The organism is Nonomuraea aurantiaca (assembly GCF_020215705.1).
In the GTDB taxonomy this organism is placed as follows: domain Bacteria; phylum Actinomycetota; class Actinomycetes; order Streptosporangiales; family Streptosporangiaceae; genus Nonomuraea; species Nonomuraea aurantiaca.
In genome coordinates this window covers 172,602-188,385 of sequence record NZ_JAIWNB010000015.1, presented here as the reverse complement: position 1 = coordinate 188,385, position 15,784 = coordinate 172,602, and the positions used below count along the sequence as shown (strand labels likewise).

Here is a 15,784-nt window from a genome sequence, read left to right as displayed (position 1 = left end):
TTCTCGGGTTAGCGTGTGTTCGTGATGGCCTACCGCTATGGCGAGTACAACGATGGCCCCGACCCCCTCGCCCCGCCGTACGACGTGCGCGCCGCGCTCGACGAGATGGGCGACGCCATCCTGTCCGGCTCCACCCCCGTGCACGCCCTGCGCGACCTGCTCAAGCGCGGGCTGCCCGGAGCCCAGGACCGCCGGGGTCTCGACGACATGCTCAGAGAGGTACGACGGCGCCGCAGGGACCTGCGCGAGAGCGGCCGGCTCGACGGCACGCTGGAGCGGGCGCGGGCGCTCCTCGACAAGGCCATCGGCCAGGAGCGGGCCGAGCTGTTCCCCGACCCGTCCGACGACGCGCGGCTGCGCGAGAGCGAGCTCGACTCGCTGCCCGACGACACGGCCAGCGCGATCCAGCAGCTGACCCCCTACGAGTGGCGCTCCGCCGCCGCCAGGCAGACCTTCGAGGAGCTGCGCGACCTGCTGCGCCGCGAAGTGCTCGACAGCCAGTTCAGAGGGCTGCGCGACGCGCTGGCCCAGCCGGACCCGGCCGCGATGGAGCGCGTCCGGCAGATGATGTCGGACCTCAACGACATGCTCGACAAGGACGCCAGAGGTCAGCACACCCAGCAGGACTTCGACGCGTTCATGAAGGAATACGGCGATCTCTTCCCGGAGAAGCCGCGTGACCTCGACGAGCTGGTCGACGTCCTGGCCCGGCGGGCCGCCGCGACCCAGCGCATGCTCGCCTCGATGACCCCGGCCCAGCGCGAGGAGCTGGCCAACCTGATGAGCCAGACGCTCGACCAGGCGGGGCTGTCCGACGAGATGCGCCGTCTCGGCGAGTCCCTCCAGGCCCGCCGGCCCGACCTGGCCTGGGACGCCCCCGAACGGCTGACCGGCGAGGAGCCCCTGGGCATGGGCGACGCCGTCACCGCCCTGGAGGAGCTGGCCGACCTCTCACAGCTGGAGACCGCGCTCCGCCAGGACTACCCGGGCGCCAGGCTCGACGACGTCGACGAGTCCGCGATCCGCCGCGCGCTCGGCCGCTCGGCGGTCGACGACCTGGAGGCACTCAAGCGGATCGAACGCGAGCTGGAGGAGCAGGGCTACCTCCTGCGCCGCCGGGGCAAGCTGGAGCTCACCCCCAAGGCCGTCAGGAGGCTCGGCGAGACCGCGCTGCGCCGGGTGTTCGCCTCGCTCGACGCGGGCCGGCGCGGCGACCACGACCAGCGCGACGCCGGCTCGGCCGGGGAGCTGACCGGCTCGTCGCGGCCCTGGCGGTTCGGCGACGAGCAGCCGATCGACGTGGTCCGCACGCTGGTCAACGGCGTCCGCAACGGCGGCGTCCAGTCCGAGTCGGGCGCCGTACACCTCTCGGTCGACGACTTCGAGGTGGCCGAGACCGAGCGGCGCAGCGCGGCGGCCGTCTGCCTGCTGGTCGACCTGTCCTACTCGATGGCCCTGCGGGGTACCTGGGCGGCGGCCAAGCAGACCGCGCTCGCCCTTCAGGCGCTCGTCGCGTCCAAGTTCCCGCAGGACGCGGTGCAGATCATCGGGTTCTCCAACTACGCGCGGGTGCTGCAGCCGGACGAGCTGGCCGGGCTCGACTGGGACATGGTCCAGGGAACGAACCTGCACCACGCCCTGCTCATCGCCGGCCGGCACCTGGATCGCCATCCCGACTTCGAGCCGGTCGTGCTCGTGGTCACCGACGGCGAGCCGACGGCCCACCTGATGCGCAACGGGCATTCGGCCTTCGAGTGGCCGCCGTCGCCCGAGACGCTGGAGCTCACGCTGGCCGAGGTGGACAAGATGACGCGGCGACGGGCGACGCTCAACATCTTCATGCTGGCCGGAGACGACCGCCTCAAGGAGTTCGTGGACGAGGTGGCGCGGCGCAACGGCGGTCGCGTGTTCTCCCCCAGCGCGGATCGGCTGGGCGAGTACGTGGTGAGCGACTTCCTGCGGGTGCGCCGGTCCCGCTGACCGCGGGCTTGCTGTCCGAACGCCGCCTGGCTGCCTGAACGCGTCCTTGAAGTCGTACGACCAGGGCGCGTCTTCAGGCGGTCAGGCGTCGACGAGGGGCGCGTAGAAGTCGAGGGCGACGTCGAAGCCGTCCCGGCAGTTGCGGTGCGAGCGGTAGCAGGGGCGCCAGGCGGAGCTGGCGCCCACGCCCGTGCGGGCGTCGTTCAACGCCGACGGCACACGCTCGGGCCGGGGCAGCAGGCCGCCCCCCAGATAACGGACGCCGTCGAGCTGGGTGTGCTCGCCGCGACCGCCGGAGACGAAGCAGCCGAGCCGCCACCCGCTCTCCTCATCCCACACCAGCGCGCTGCCGTCCACCAGGCGGACGGTCGCGCCACGCGGCTCGCAGGGGCCCTCCCACCAGTCGGCGACCTCGGCTTCGAGCAGGTCGACGACCCGCTGCACATAGCCGGTCGGCTGCTGCAGCCACTCGTCGGTATACGGCTCGACATGCCTGATGGCCACGGACGGCACCCCCTTGTGCCCAGACGGTAAGGAAAAAGCGACGGTGGTCAACCATACCCGCGCTGAACTTATTCCGTTGCCAGAGCGTCTAGTCATTACGGACGATATTCACGTCCGCCACGGGGAAGGAGGGGGGCTCCATGATTGCCATGATTCTTCTGATCGTGCTCATGGTGGTCGCGATCGCGGCCACCGAGCTCATCATGCGCTGCTCCTCAGAGGGTAAACAGAGTGTCGAGTCCACGGGCGAGATCGTCGGGGACTAGTCTCCTTCGCATGTCGTCCCTGCTTCTCTGGCTGCACATCGGCTTCGCGATCTTCACGATCGGCCCGCTCACCGCGGCCACCATGGCCGCGCCGCGGGCCATCCGCGGCAAGAACGTGCCCGTCCTGCAGAACATCCAGCGGACCACCCGGATCTACAGCATCGGTTCGCTGGGTGTGCTGATCTTCGGGCTGGCCGTCGGCATGTCGATCGGCGGCGGCGTGCTCGGCAAGTGGTACATGACGGCCTCGATGACGCTGTTCATCGTGGCCGCCGTGCTGCTCGTCATCATCGACCGCGACCTGCGCGCCGCCGTCCGGGTCCTCGGCACCGAGACCCCGGAAGACGACGCGAAGGTGCAGAACGGCAGGATCGCCGCCATCAGCGGGCTGCTGTCCCTGATCTGGCTGGTGATCCTGTTCCTGATGGTCGTACCAGGTGCCTGACCGAGCGTCCTGACGGTCGTACCGGGTTCCTAGCCGAGCGCCTGCGTGAGGTCGGCGAGCAGGTCGTCGACCGTCTCGATGCCGACCGACAGCCGCACCAGGTCGGCGGGCACCTCCAGCGGTGAGCCGGCCGCCGAGGCGTGCGTCATCCTGCCCGGGTGCTCGATGAGCGACTCGACACCGCCCAGCGACTCGCCCAGCGTGAACAGCTTCGCCCGGTTGCACACCTCGACGGCCTCGGCCTCGCCGCCCGCGACGCGGAACGACACCATGCCGCCGAACCGCTTCATCTGCTTGGCGGCCACCTCGTGCCCGGGGTGGTCACCCATTCCCGGGTAGAGCACCTGCGTCACGCGCGGGTGCGCGAGCAGCAGATCGACGATCCGCTCGGCGTTGTCGCAGTGGCGGTCCATCCGTACACCCAGGGTCTTGAGCCCGCGCAGCGTCAGCCAGGCGTCGAACGGCCCGGCCACCGCGCCCATCGCGTTCTGGTGGAAGGCCAGCTCCGCGCCGACCGACTCGTCGGCCGCGATCAGCGCGCCGCCGACCACGTCGGAGTGGCCGCCGACGTACTTGGTGGTGGAGTGCACGACCACGTCCGCGCCCAGCGCGAGCGGCTGCTGCAGGTAGGGCGAGGCGAAGGTGTTGTCGACGACCAGCAGCGCCCCGTTGTCATGGGCCAGCTGGGCGAGCGCGGCGATGTCGGCGATGCCGAGCAGCGGGTTCGTCGGCGTCTCCACCCAGACGATCCGCGTCTTCTGGGTCATCGCCGCGGCCACGGCGTCGAGGTCGCCGAGCGGCACCGGGTCATAGTGCAGGCCCCAGCGCTCACCGACCTTCGCGAACAGCCGGTACGTACCGCCGTAGGCGTCGTTGGGGATCACGACGTGGTCCTGCGGCTGACAGAGAGCGCGCAGCAGGGTGTCCTCGGCCGCCAGGCCCGACGCGAACGCCAGCCCGCGCGCGCCCCCCTCGACCGCGGCCAGCGCCTCTTCCAGCGCGGTCCTGGTCGGGTTGGCCGAGCGGCTGTACTCATATCCGGAACGCAGGCCACCCACGCCGTCCTGCTTGTAGGTGGACGTCGCATAGATCGGCGGCACGACCGCGCCGGTAAGCGGGTCAGGCTCCTGACCTGCGTGGATCGCCAGGGTTTCGAAACCGTTCGTCATAGGCCCACGGTAACGGAAGCGGCCCGCGGCCCGTTCCCCACGGACCGCGGGCCGAGGCGGGCGCCGTCCCCAACCGCGCCCGCGCGGCTCTCGCGTCATGCCCCGCGCGAGCCAGGTCTCAGGCTGCTTGAGGCTTCTTCCTGTCGCCGCCCGCCCGCGGCGCCAGCGGTATGACATCGGCGTCGCGTGCCGGCACCTGGATGTGGCGGCCGCTGCCACCCTCCGCGTGCTCCCCGTTGATGCGGGAGAGCAGCACCGGGTCGGCCAGCGCCAGCAGCAGACCCACAACCAGACCGACACCCAGTAGTACGAACCCAATGACAATCATTTTCCCGTCCCCCTTCCGGACATGTACCAGCTTCGTCGACGGCCCCCCGCCTCCGCCTCCGCTGAAGGACTGGTCCTCGGCGAGCCCCCTCAACCGAACGGTCGATGCCCACCATCCGACTTGCGGCTTAGGCTCCCAGGGGTGGGGGAAGGCAAGCGTGTCGTCTATTGGATCCGCCGGCTGAGCGACATCGCGGCGATCGGCTGGCTGGCCATGATGCTCCTCATGGACCTCGCCATAGCCGGCACCAGGGGCGGCGTCCAGTGGCTCGTGCCGGTCTGCGGGATCGCGGGCATCGCGGCCGCCGTCCTGCGGCGCCGTTTCCGGGTCGAGACGTTCGTCGCCATGCTGGCCCTCTCGCTCGTCGTCTCGCTGGTGATCGCCGTCAGCGAGTTCGCGGGCGCGCCCGGCTCGGCGGAGACCGGCGCGCTGATCATCCTGACGATCGGCGTGCTGCGTCACGTCGAGCCGGTCAAGCGGGCCGCGGTGTTCGGGGGCGCCGCGCTGGTCGTCCTCATGGCAGAGGGCGCCTCGCGTGATCCCCACAACAAGCTGGTCTTCTCGTTCATCCTCTTCACCGCGTGGACGATGACCGCCGCCGTCGGCGGCTACCTCCGCTTCCAGCAGGAGCGCCGCAAGGAGGCCGTCCATTCCGTACGGCGTGCGGAGCGCCTGGAGCTGGCCAGGGAACTGCACGACCTGGTCGCCCACCACATCACCGGCATCGTCGTACAGGCGCAGGCCGCCCGCACGGTCGCCGGCATGAAGCCCGACGCCGTGCTGCCCGCCCTCGACGCCATCGCCAGCGCCGGGACGGACGCGCTCACCTCGATGCGGCGCCTGGTCACCGTGCTGCGGGCCGAGGACGAGGCCGCCAGGACCCCCGGCACGTCGCTGGCCGATCTGCGGCTGCTGACAGAACGGTTCTCGGAGAACGGGCCGCGCGTCGCGTTCGAGATCGGATCCGGCATCGACGACCACACCCTGGCGCCGGAGGTCATGACGACGGTCCACCGGGTGCTGCGGGAGGCGCTCACCAACATCCGCAAGCACGCGCCGGGGGCCAGCTGGGTCGAGGCCGAGCTGCGCCGGTTCGACCAGCTCGTGCTGCTGCGCATCCGCAACTTCGGCTCAGCCGCGGATCCCCGGCTCTCACGCCTGGGCGGCGGGTTCGGGCTGGTCGGGATGACCGAGCGGGTGGAGGCGCTGGGCGGCCGCCTCTACGCCGGGCCCGGTTCCGACGGCGCCTGGGAAGTGGTCGCGGAGTTTCCCACGTCCTGAGGCGTGCGCCACGTCGAACTCCGCACCCATCGCCGCACGCAGCCTGGCGGTGATCCGGTCCACGTCGGCCCGCTCCGGGGCGGGCAGGGGTACGCCCACCGCCTCCCTGAGCGCGGCCGCCGCACCAAGCATTTCGGCCGCCTCCCAGTAGGCCGGTCGTCCGTTCCCGGTCTGCTCGGCCGTGAGTGACAGTGACAGTGATCGCGCGCCCGCCAGCCCTTCCAAGGCGAGCGCGACCGCTCTCGGGTCGCCGGTGGCCCGGGCCGCCTCGTAGCCCTGCCGCTGCCTGGCCAGCGCCGTCCCGGCGTCACCGCGCTGCTCGGCGGCGAACCCCAGCTCGGCCAGGACGAACGCGATGCCAGGTGTCCCCCGCACCTCGCGCAGCCAGCCGAGCCACGGCGTCAGGAGCCCTTCCGCCCGCACATAGTCGCCCTGCCGCCTGGCGCTCAGTGCCAGCCCGAGCACGGCATGCTCCTCCGCGGCCTTGTAGGACTGTTCCACGGCCAGCAGCCTGGCCCGCTCGTGATAGTGGTCGGCTCGCTCGAACCGGCCCGCCAGGAGGGCCACACGGCCCAGCCCGGCCAGTTTGAACGCGACCTCGAAGCCGAGCTCCTCGGCCAGCCGCAACTGCTCCTCACGCAACCTGGCGGCCTCGGCGTAGTCACCCCGGATCTCGGCCAGCCGGTCGAGCGCGTCCATGGCCTCCAACCGCCCCCACGCGTCACCCAGCGCGACGAACAGCTCCAGACTCCGCCGCCCGTCCCGCTCCATCGCGGCCAGGTCCCCCCGGCCGACGGCCAGCTTCGCGCGCAGGCTGAGCGCCGCGGCGATCCCCCAACGGTCGCCGAGCGCCTCGAACGCGGCCAGCGCCCGGCTCGCCGCCGCCTCGTGCGCCGCATGATCGCCGTACGCCCAGCGCACGTGGGTCAGAAACCAGTCGGCCAGGGCCCGCCCTTCGACATCAAGCCCGGCCACCCGCACCGGCGGCGCCGGCTCCCCGACGGACAACGCCATCCCCGCCAACCACACCGACGCCACAGCCGCCCGACCCGCGGTCAGATCGGTGGCGGGCGCGGCCGGGGCGACTCCGGATCTCGGGATGGCTCCGGACCCCAAGGCAACACTGGCCCCCCAGGCGACACTGGACCCCGAGACGGCTCCGGACCCCCAGGCGACGCTGGACCCTGAGGCGGCTCCGGGTCCCCAGGCGACACTGGACTCCGAGGCGGCTCCGAACCCCGAGACGGCTCCGGGCGCCGGGGTGGCGCTGGACAGGGCGGTGGCCAGGGAGCGGCGGGCCTCACCCCTGCGGCCGCGTAGGAACCAGTACCAGGCCAGCGCGTTGACCAGGCGGAGCGGCTCCGGGCCTGACAGGGCGAGCCGCAGGTTGGCGGTCTCGGTGTCCAGGCGTTCGAGCCACTGCCTCTGCCCTGGGCCGCGCAGGTCCGCCCGTTCGGCCAGCGCCGTGTAGTAACGGGCGTGACGTACGGCGATCCGCCCGTGCTCACCCGCCTCCACCAGACGCTCGGCGCAGTAGACCGCGACGGACTCCAGCAGCCGGTACCTGGGCCCGGCGGACACCACCACCAGCGAGCGGTCGACCAGACGGGCCAGCACGTCCACTACGTCCACCCCGGGCTCGGCGCAGACCGCCTCGGCCGCCTCCAGCGCGCACCCGTCCGCGTGGACGGCCAGCCGCCGCAGCACGACCCGCTCGTGATCGGACAGCAGATCCCAGCTCCAGTCGATCACCGCCCGGAGCGTGCGCTGGCGCGAGGGCGCGTCACGCATGCCGGAACTGAGCAGCCGGAACCGGTCGTCGAGCCGTTCGGCCACCTCCCGCACACCCAAGGCGCGCACCCGCGTCGCGGCCAGCTCCAGCGCCAGCGGGAGACCGTCGAGCCGTCGGCAGATGGTCGCGACCACCTCACCCACCTCGTTCGATTTACTCGGCCCGCTGGTCCCGCCCGTGGTGGCCGCGCCCAAGGTGGCGGCGCCCGAGGTAGTCGCGCCCGTAGAGGTCGTGTCGCTGGGGGTCGCGGCCCCGGAGGTCACGTCCCTGGAGGCGACGGCCCTGGAGGTCACGCCGGAAGAGGTCGCGCCCGCGGAGGTCGCGTCGCTGGTGGCCGTGTTCGGCTCGATTCCGGCGCGGACCGTGAAGAGGCGTACGGCGTCGGGCTCGGTCAGCGGCGGTACGACATGGACGCGCTCGCCGGTCACCCGGAGCGGTTCCCGGCTGGTCGCCAGGATCCGCAGCCCTGGGGCGGCCCGTAGCAGTACGGAGATCAGCTCCGCCGCTTCCTCCACCAGGTGTTCGCAGTTGTCGAGTACGAGCAACACGCGCTTGGCGGCCAGGGCGGTCGCCAGCCTCGGCGGAAGTGGCGCGGCGTCGTCGTCGCGTACGCCGAGCACGCCCGCGACCGCCTCGGCCACGTCCGTGAGCCCGCCCAGCTCCACGAGCCACACCCCGTCAGAAAAGGCGGTGCTTTCGTCGGGAGCGGCGGTGCTGCAGTCGAGGAGGGAACGGGCGGTTTCCAGGGCAAGGCGGGTCTTGCCCACGCCGCCTGGTCCAGTGAGCGTCACCAGGCGGGCGGCGTCCAGCAGGGCGCGGGCCTGGGCGACCTCCGCGTCCCTGCCGATCAGCTCCGTGAGCGGCGACGGCAGGTTGGAGCGGGGCGGCTGGGCAGCGGGCGGAGTGGCCTGCCGGACGAGCGAAGGATCCTGCCGAAGGATCGCCTCCTGGAGTGCCGCCAGTTCAGGGGTCGGGTCCAGGCCCAGCTCCTCCGCCAGCCGCTCGCGCAGCTCGCCATAGCTGGCCAATGCCTCGCTCTGCCGTCCGGCCCGGTACAGGGCCGTCATGTGCTGGGCACGGAGGCGCTCGCGCAACGGGTGCCGGGAGACCAGGTCGGCCAAGTCCACGTTCTCGCCCAGGGCAAGCCGTACCTCCGCCTGCTCTTCGAGGGCCGCCAGGCGCAGCTCCTCCAGACGCGCGATCTCCGGACGGAGGAACTCCTCGTCGGCGAGGTCGGCGTACGCGGGACCGCGCCACAGGCTCAGCGCCTCGTGGAGCTGAGCCGCCCGCTCACGCGGATCCGCGGCACGCTCGCCGACGAGCTCGCGAAACCGGTCAGCGTCCAGCGCGACACGAAAACGGCCCTCCTCCAGCGCGACACGAGAGCGACCCTCACCCGGCGCCGCACGAGACCGGCCCGCGTCCAGCGCGACACCGGAGTGCCTCGCCTCTCGGCGGTCTCCGGCCCGAGAGGGGTCGGCGTGTGCCAGGCGGTAGCCGGCCGGGGTGTGGACGATCGAGCCGGGGTCGCCGAGGGCGCGGCGGAGCTGGGAGACGCGCGCCTGGAGGGTGCCGACGGGATTGCGCGAGGGCCGCTCCCCCCACAGGTCGTGGATCAGCCGGTCCATCGAGACCGGCCCGCCCCCGTGAGCCAGGAGGTCGGCCAGCAACGCCCGCATCCTGGGCTCCGTCACCTGGATCGGGCGGCCGTCGTCCGTCCAGACGGCCAGCGGCCCGAGCACCCCGAAACTCACCACGTCAAGGACAACCCGTAGCGAGGCGGAAGGATTTCCGTAGGGGGACGTTCGATGGTGGGCCTCATGAGTCGAGTGACAGTGATCGGCATGGGCCCGATGGGGTCGAAGATGGCGGAGACGTTCCTCGCGGCGGGCCACGAGGTGACCGTCTGGAACCGTACAAAGAGTAAGACAGACCCGCTCGTGGCCAGAGGCGCCCGGCTAGCGGACGAGGCGGCCGAAGGCGAGCTGCTGGTCATCAGCCAGGTGAGCTACCAGGCCATGTACGACAGTCTGGGCGAGGCGCGGCTGGACGGGAAGGTGCTGGTCAACCTCAGCTCGGGCACCCCGGAGGAGCTGCGCGCGGCGGCGGAGTGGGTGGCCGGGCGGGGCGGCACGCTCGTCACCGGAGGGATCATGGTGCCGCCGCCCGCCATCGGGCTACCCATGGCGTACACCTTCTACAGCGGCCCCAAGGACGCCGTCGACCGGCACGCCGAGACCCTCAAGGCGCTGGCCACGATCACCTATGTGGGCGAGGACCAGGGCCTGGCGATGATGTACTACCAGGCGCAGCTGCTGATCTTCTGGTCCAGCCTGACCAGCTACATGCACGCGCTCGCGCTGCTCGGCACGGCGGGGGTGCCGCCCAGGGACTTCATGCCGTTCGCCAGGGAGACGTTCACGCAGCTCGGAGGCGACGGGCCGATGGGGTTCGCCAAGATCCTCGCCGAGGAGGCCGCGGCCGGGGTGTACCCGGGCGAGCTCAACTCCCTGCACATGCAGGCGGTCGGCATGGACCACGTCGTCCACGCGCTGAAGGACGCCGGGCTGGAGACCACGGTGCCGAACGCGCTCAAGGAGCTGTTCGAACGGGCGGACGCCGAGGGACGCGGCTCGGAGGGCCTCGGCACCGTGATCGAGTCGATCAGAAAGCCCTAGTGGTTGGCGAGGAAGGCGAGCAGGTCCTGGCGGGTCAGTAGCCCGGCCGGCTTGCCCTCTTCGAGCACCACGGCGGCGTCCGCCTTCTCCAGCGCCTCCACCGCGCGCGCCACCGACTCGCCGCTGCCGATCATCGGCAGCGGCGACGACATGTGCTCGGCGATCGTGTCCTCGGAGGAGAGCCGGCCGCGGTAGAGGGCTTCGAGCAGGTCGCGCTCGACGATGGAGCCGACCACCTCGGCCGCCATGACCGGCGGCTCCTCCTTCATCACCGGGAGCTGCGACACCGAGTATTCGCGCATGATGGCGATGGCCGTACCGACCGACTCGTGCGGGTGCACGTGCACGAACTCCGGCAGGCCCGCCCCCTTACGGGCCAGTACGTCACGGACCAGGCCCTCCTCGGACGAGGTGGTCAGGAAGCCGTAGTCGGCCATCCAGTCGTCGTTGAAGATCTTGGACAGGTAGCCGCGCCCGCCGTCGGGCAGGAGGACGACCACCACGTCCTCGGGCCCCGCCTTGGCCGCCACCTCCAGCGCCGCGACCACGGCCATCCCGCACGAGCCGCCGACCAGCAGGGCCTCCTCGCGGGCGAGCCGCCGGGTCATGTTGAAGGAGTCCTTGTCGGACACCGCGATGATCTCGTCGCAGATCTTCGTGTCGTAGGTGGCCGGCCAGATGTCCTCGCCGACGCCCTCCACCAGGTACGGGCGCCCCGAACCGCCCGAGTAGACGGAGCCCTCGGGGTCAGCCCCGATGATCTTCACGCGACCATCGGAGATCTCCTTGAGGTAGCGGCCGGCGCCGCTGATCGTGCCCCCGGTGCCGATGCCCGCCACGAAGTGGGTGACCCGGCCCTCGGTCTGCTCCCACACCTCGGGACCGGTCGAGTGGTAGTGGGAGTCGGGGTTGTTGACGTTGGAGTATTGGTCGGGCTTCCAGGCGTTGGGCACCTCGCGGGCCAGCCGGTCGGACACCGAGTAGTAGGAGTCGGGGTGGTCGGGCGACACGGCGGTCGGGCAGACCACGACGTCGGCGCCATAGGCGCGCAGCACGGCGATCTTGTCCTGAGCCACCTTGTCGGGCACCACGAACAGGCACTTGTAGCCCCGCTGCTGGGCCACGATGGCCAGGCCCACGCCCGTGTTGCCGGACGTCGGCTCGACGATCACGCCACCGGGCCGGAGCTCCCCCGACGCCTCCGCCGCGTCGATCATGCGGACCGCGATGCGGTCCTTGACCGAGCCGCCCGGGTTGAAGTACTCGACCTTGGCGAGCACCTGGGCGGGTAGGCCGGCGGAGACCTTGTGCATCCTGACGAGCGGTGTGTTGCCCATGAGCTCGACCAGGGAATCGTAAACGCGCACCGAGGTGTTCACCTTCTTTGCCGAAGCTTGGTCAGCTTGCCGAGGGCCGAGCTCCCGTGGGGGTGGCGGGCACTCGGCTAGTTTTCAAGGCAAACGCTACCGCCGTGTTCGGTCGAGGGGAGCAACGCACATGGTCTGGGCAGCGGGCACGGCGCGAGCGGCGCGCAAGATCGCGACGGCGGCGGCACTCGGAGGAGGCGGTCTGACGGCTCTCGGAGCCACCGCGTACGGCCTGCTGATGGCCGAAAGCCTGTTGGCCAGGAAGGTGATCGGCCGCCCCCACGGCATGGAGGGGCCGCCCTCCGACGGCGTCTACGGCGACTTCCCCGGCACCCCGCTCACCATGGTCTTGCTGGGCGATTCCCTCTCCGTCGGCCTGGGGATGACCGATCCGGCCGGGACCCCGGGCGTGTTGCTCGCGCACGGCCTGGCCTCCGTCGCCGAGCGCCCCGTACGCCTCCGTGTGGTCGGCAAGTCGGGAGCCCCGTCGGCCGAACTCGCCGGCCAGGTCGACCGGGCGCTGAAGGCGGAGCCCCAATTGGCCGTGATCTTCGTCGGCGCGAACGACGTCACCACCCAGACCCCGCCCGCGGTGGCCGTACGCCACCTGAGCAATGCCGTGCGCCGGCTGCGCGAGGCGGGCGCCGAGGTGGTCGTGGGCACCTGTCCCGACCTCGGCACCGTACGGCCCATCGCGCAGCCGCTGCGCTGGGTGACGCGGCGCTGGAGCCGCCAGCTGGCCGCGGCCCAGACGGTCGCGGTGGTCGACGCGGGCGGGCGTACGGTCTCGTTCGCCGACGTCCTGGGACCGGATTTCGCGACAAATCCGGGCGAGATGTTCGGACCCGATCGTTTCCACCCATCTGCCCGAGGTTACGCACAGGCAGCTTACGCAGTGCTACCTTCTGTATGCGCTGCGTTGGGATTGTGGCCCGAGCCTCGACCCGCGCGCGGCGAAGGACTGCAACCGATTTACCTCGCGGCGGCTACGGCCGCGGAGGAGCCCGGCACCGAGGTCTCCGCGACCACGGTCGCCGGGCGGGCGACGGGTCTCCACGGCAAGTGGGCGACGTTGTTCCGCCGCCGGCTGGGAGAGTCGCCCAACGACGCCTGATCCCGGTCACCCTCCGAACCGAAGCCGTCACTCCTCGTCCCTTTGGAGTGGATTGCTCGTGCTTCGGCCCCTCGCGAACGCCGCCCTCACTCTCGCCGGGATCCTGGCCCTGGCCGGCTGTTCCGACAGCGGCGCGGCCACGGTCCACTTCCCGACCTGGCACAACGACGAGATCGACGCGGTCAGCCGGATGTCGGCCGCGGGCGGGGTCGTCACGACCACCTCCATGAAGCCCGACGGCACGCTGGAGACCGTCGCCGTCGACCTCACCCACGGCAACAAGCTCTGGGCCCAGCCGGCCACCATGGCGGGCCGGCTGCCCGGCATGGGGGTCTCCGCGCCCGCCATCGTCGAGACGGCTCCCGGCCAGGCCGTCGTCGTGGCCGTCGACCCGGTCAAGAAGGGCCGCTGGAACGCCGGCATCGTCGCCCGCGACGCGCGCACCGGCGCGCAGAAGTGGACGCGGCCGGTGCATTCGACGTTCGGCCCCCAGCGCTGCGGGACCTACATCTGCCTGTCGGAACACACCGCGCTCTCCACCGCCCGCGTGGTGGTGCTCGACCCGGTCAGCGGCAAGCAGTTGTGGAAGCTGCCCGGCATCGCCGAGGTCGAGTGGTCGGATCCCGACCGGGTGCTGCTGCTCCGCCTGGCCGCCAACCCCATGATCGAGTCGTACGAGCTCAAGACCGGCAAGCTGCAGTGGCAGCAGCCGATTCAGCAGGCGCTCGGCCCCGGCATCGACATGTCGGGCGGGTGGGCCTTCGGCGCGACCAGCGACAACCTGATCGGCTACGTCGCCCCCTACACCAACCCGCGGACGAAGAAGGCCTCCACCTTCGGCCTGTTCTCCGTCAAGATCAGCGACGGCACGATCAACTGGATGCGTCCCTCGGTCGTCCGCGTCTACCCCAGCGGCAGCCCCGGCTACGCCCCCGTCGTGCGCCCGGTCGACCGGCAGGGCACCTATGGCGGCTTCGCCCGGCTCGACTCCGAGAGCGGCCGGGTCGTCGGCCAGATCCCCGTCTCCGAGGTGCCCGGCTCCGGCTGGTGGCTGGCCTTCCCCGACCGCATGGAGAAGCTCGGCTTCCTCAAGCACGACGCCAAGGGCGCCGCCTTCGACCTGACGACGGGCGGGCCGGTCCCGGTCGAGGACCAGCGCGGCTGGTCCTTCTGCGTCACGGACCCCAAGCCGCTCCCGCTCCGCGGCCAGTCCCCCGGCTTCTACTCGATAGCCGCCGTCTGCGAGTACGACCTCGCGACCGGCAAGCGGCTCGCCTCGGCGACGGCCCCGCCCCCGTGGTTCACCGGCAGCCAGGACGGCTGGCGCCTCTGGCGTGACGAGAAGGGCGCCGTCCACGCCGTCAACGACGGCACGGCCACGGCACCCGGCATGTACGGCTGACGGCCCATCCCCCTACGGCCTCGAAGTCGCCAAGAACGCGCAGGTCACGGCGCCCGACCTCTGGACGGGCGCCGCCCGCGTACCGCGGTCGGGACCCCCCGTGCTCCGCCCCCCGGACTGGAATATAGTTCTAAAGGCCGACACAGGAGGATGAAGATGGCTGAAGCTGTGATCGTCGCTACCGCTCGCTCGCCCATAGGGCGGGCCTTCAAGGGGTCGATGAAGGACATACGTCCGGACGACCTCACCGTGCAGATGATCCAGGCCGCGCTCGCCAAGGTGCCGCAGCTCGACCCGACGACGATCGACGACCTCATGCTCGGCTGCGGCCTCCCCGGCGGCGAGCAGGGCTTCAACATGGCCCGCGTGGTGTCGGTGCTGCTCGGCCTCGACAACGTGCCGGGCACCACGGTCACCCGCTACTGCTCGTCGTCGCTGCAGACCACCCGGATGGCGTTCCACGCGATCAAGGCGGGTGAGGGCGACGTGTTCGTGTCCGCGGGCGTGGAGATGGTGTCGCGGTTCGTGAAGGGCAACTCCGACTCGTTGCCCGACACCCAGAACCCGGTCTTCAACGACGCCATCGGGCGCAGCAAGGCGTCCGCCGAGGGCGGGCACAGCTGGCACGACCCGCGCGAGGACGACACGATCCCCGACGTCTACATCGCGATGGGCCAGACCGCCGAGAACCTCGCCCAGATCAAGGGCGTCACCCGGCGCGACCAGGACGAGTTCGGCGTCCGCTCCCAGAACCTGGCCGAGAAGGCGCTGGCCGACGGCTTCTGGCAGAAGGACATCACCCCGGCGACGCTCCCCGACGGCACCGTGGTCAGCAAGGACGACGGCCCGCGGGCCGGGACCACGTACGAGGGGGTGGCCGGGCTGAAGCCGGTCTTCCGCCCCGACGGCACGGTCACGGCCGGCAACTGCTGCCCGCTGAACGACGGCGCCGCCGCCGTCATCGTGATGAGTGATACACGGGCGGCCGAGCTGGGCATCACGCCGCTGGCGCGCATCGTCTCCACCGGCGTCACCGGCCTGTCCCCCGAGATCATGGGCCTCGGTCCGGTCGAGGCGTCGAAGCAGGCGCTGTCGCGCGCGGGGATGGCGATCGACGACGTGGACCTGGTGGAGATCAACGAGGCGTTCGCGGCGCAGGTCATCCCGTCCTACCGGGATCTGGGCATCGACCTCGACCGTCTCAACGTCAACGGCGGCGCCATCGCCGTCGGGCACCCGTTCGGCATGACGGGCGCGCGCATCACCTCCACGCTGATCAACAGCCTCCGCCACCACGACAAGTCGATCGGCTTGGAGACCATGTGCGTGGGCGGCGGGCAGGGCATGGCGATGATCCTCGAACGCCTCTCCTAGTCTCACGACCGGCGTTCCACGGCCCGGCGGTGCACCGCCCGGGCCTGGTACCCCCGGCGCGAGTGTGAGCCGGGGTGGTCCGGG

The 15,784-nt window shown here is 71.3% G+C and carries 12 protein-coding genes and 1 pseudogene; 8 read left to right on the top strand and 5 right to left on the bottom strand.

The genetic code is table 11. From position 1 onward, the window contains the following. The first annotated feature begins 24 nt into the window (after positions 1–24). Entirely contained in the window at positions 25–1,980 is a 1,956-nt protein-coding gene (locus tag LDL49_RS31770; RefSeq protein WP_225296560.1) for a vWA domain-containing protein, read from the top strand. A gap of 81 nt (positions 1,981–2,061) precedes the next feature. On the opposite strand, the gene LDL49_RS31765 is transcribed toward LDL49_RS31770, so the two are convergent. Continuing rightward, a complete protein-coding gene (locus LDL49_RS31765; RefSeq protein ID WP_225296401.1) occupies positions 2,062–2,484 on the bottom strand; it encodes a DUF6292 family protein in 423 nt (140 codons plus the stop codon). 140 nt (positions 2,485–2,624) lie between these two features. Here LDL49_RS31765 and LDL49_RS57300 point away from each other — a divergent pair, with 140 nt between their 5' ends. Next, positions 2,625–2,750: a hypothetical protein gene (locus LDL49_RS57300; protein ID WP_263655728.1), complete on the top strand. Its 126-nt coding sequence runs from the start codon at positions 2,625–2,627 to the stop codon at positions 2,748–2,750. A 10-nt stretch (positions 2,751–2,760) separates the two neighbouring features. Continuing rightward, a complete protein-coding gene (locus tag LDL49_RS31760; protein WP_225296399.1) occupies positions 2,761–3,195 on the top strand; it encodes a hypothetical protein in 435 nt (144 codons plus the stop codon). 29 nt (positions 3,196–3,224) lie between these two features. Here the strand turns inward: LDL49_RS31760 and LDL49_RS31755 are convergent, their stop codons facing one another. Continuing rightward, complete coding sequence (locus LDL49_RS31755; protein ID WP_225296397.1) at positions 3,225–4,364, bottom strand: cystathionine gamma-synthase; 1,140 nt, start codon at positions 4,362–4,364, stop codon at positions 3,225–3,227. A 118-nt stretch (positions 4,365–4,482) separates the two neighbouring features. After that, complete coding sequence (locus tag LDL49_RS31750; RefSeq protein WP_225296395.1) at positions 4,483–4,692, bottom strand: hypothetical protein; 210 nt, start codon at positions 4,690–4,692, stop codon at positions 4,483–4,485. A 21-nt stretch (positions 4,693–4,713) separates the two neighbouring features. Here LDL49_RS31750 and LDL49_RS58555 point away from each other — a divergent pair. Next, positions 4,714–5,547: pseudogene (locus LDL49_RS58555) on the top strand (sensor histidine kinase); the annotation flags it as partial. 297 nt (positions 5,548–5,844) lie between these two features. On the opposite strand, the gene LDL49_RS31740 reads toward LDL49_RS58555, so the two are convergent. Next, positions 5,845–9,519 (bottom strand): AfsR/SARP family transcriptional regulator, encoded by a 3,675-nt coding sequence (locus LDL49_RS31740; protein WP_225296393.1) that lies wholly within the window; start codon positions 9,517–9,519, stop codon positions 5,845–5,847. A 66-nt stretch (positions 9,520–9,585) separates the two neighbouring features. Here LDL49_RS31740 and LDL49_RS31735 point away from each other — a divergent pair, with 66 nt between their 5' ends. Then, a complete protein-coding gene (locus tag LDL49_RS31735; protein WP_225296391.1) occupies positions 9,586–10,443 on the top strand; it encodes an NAD(P)-dependent oxidoreductase in 858 nt (285 codons plus the stop codon). Here the strand turns inward: LDL49_RS31735 and LDL49_RS31730 are convergent. Beyond that, entirely contained in the window at positions 10,440–11,810 is a 1,371-nt protein-coding gene (locus LDL49_RS31730) for a cystathionine beta-synthase (protein WP_225296389.1), read from the bottom strand. The genes LDL49_RS31735 and LDL49_RS31730 overlap by 4 nt on opposite strands. Before the next feature lie 130 nt (positions 11,811–11,940). Here LDL49_RS31730 and LDL49_RS31725 point away from each other — a divergent pair, with 130 nt between their 5' ends. From LDL49_RS31725 to LDL49_RS31715, 3 genes are all read left to right on the top strand, one after another. Further along, positions 11,941–12,924 carry an SGNH/GDSL hydrolase family protein gene (locus LDL49_RS31725; protein ID WP_225296387.1) on the top strand — a complete coding sequence of 328 codons (984 nt, stop codon included), beginning with the start codon at positions 11,941–11,943 and terminating at the stop codon, positions 12,922–12,924. A 58-nt stretch (positions 12,925–12,982) separates the two neighbouring features. Next, a complete protein-coding gene (locus LDL49_RS31720) occupies positions 12,983–14,326 on the top strand; it encodes a PQQ-binding-like beta-propeller repeat protein (RefSeq protein ID WP_225296385.1) in 1,344 nt (447 codons plus the stop codon). Positions 14,327–14,482: 156 nt separating this feature from the next. Next, entirely contained in the window at positions 14,483–15,700 is a 1,218-nt protein-coding gene (locus LDL49_RS31715; protein WP_225296384.1) for an acetyl-CoA C-acetyltransferase, read from the top strand. Positions 15,701–15,784 lie beyond the last annotated feature (84 nt).

Coding starts and splice junctions, on each gene's coding strand:
- LDL49_RS31770 (WP_225296560.1), top strand. CDS start 25: ATGGCCTACCGCTATGGCGAGTACAACGATGGCCCCGACCCCCTCGCC.
- LDL49_RS57300 (WP_263655728.1), top strand. CDS start 2,625: ATGATTGCCATGATTCTTCTGATCGTGCTCATGGTGGTCGCGATCGCG.
- LDL49_RS31760 (WP_225296399.1), top strand. CDS start 2,761: ATGTCGTCCCTGCTTCTCTGGCTGCACATCGGCTTCGCGATCTTCACG.
- LDL49_RS31755 (WP_225296397.1), bottom strand. CDS start 4,364: ATGACGAACGGTTTCGAAACCCTGGCGATCCACGCAGGTCAGGAGCCT.
- LDL49_RS31750 (WP_225296395.1), bottom strand. CDS start 4,692: ATGATTGTCATTGGGTTCGTACTACTGGGTGTCGGTCTGGTTGTGGGT.
- LDL49_RS31735 (WP_225296391.1), top strand. CDS start 9,586: ATGAGTCGAGTGACAGTGATCGGCATGGGCCCGATGGGGTCGAAGATG.
- LDL49_RS31725 (WP_225296387.1), top strand. CDS start 11,941: ATGGTCTGGGCAGCGGGCACGGCGCGAGCGGCGCGCAAGATCGCGACG.
- LDL49_RS31715 (WP_225296384.1), top strand. CDS start 14,483: ATGGCTGAAGCTGTGATCGTCGCTACCGCTCGCTCGCCCATAGGGCGG.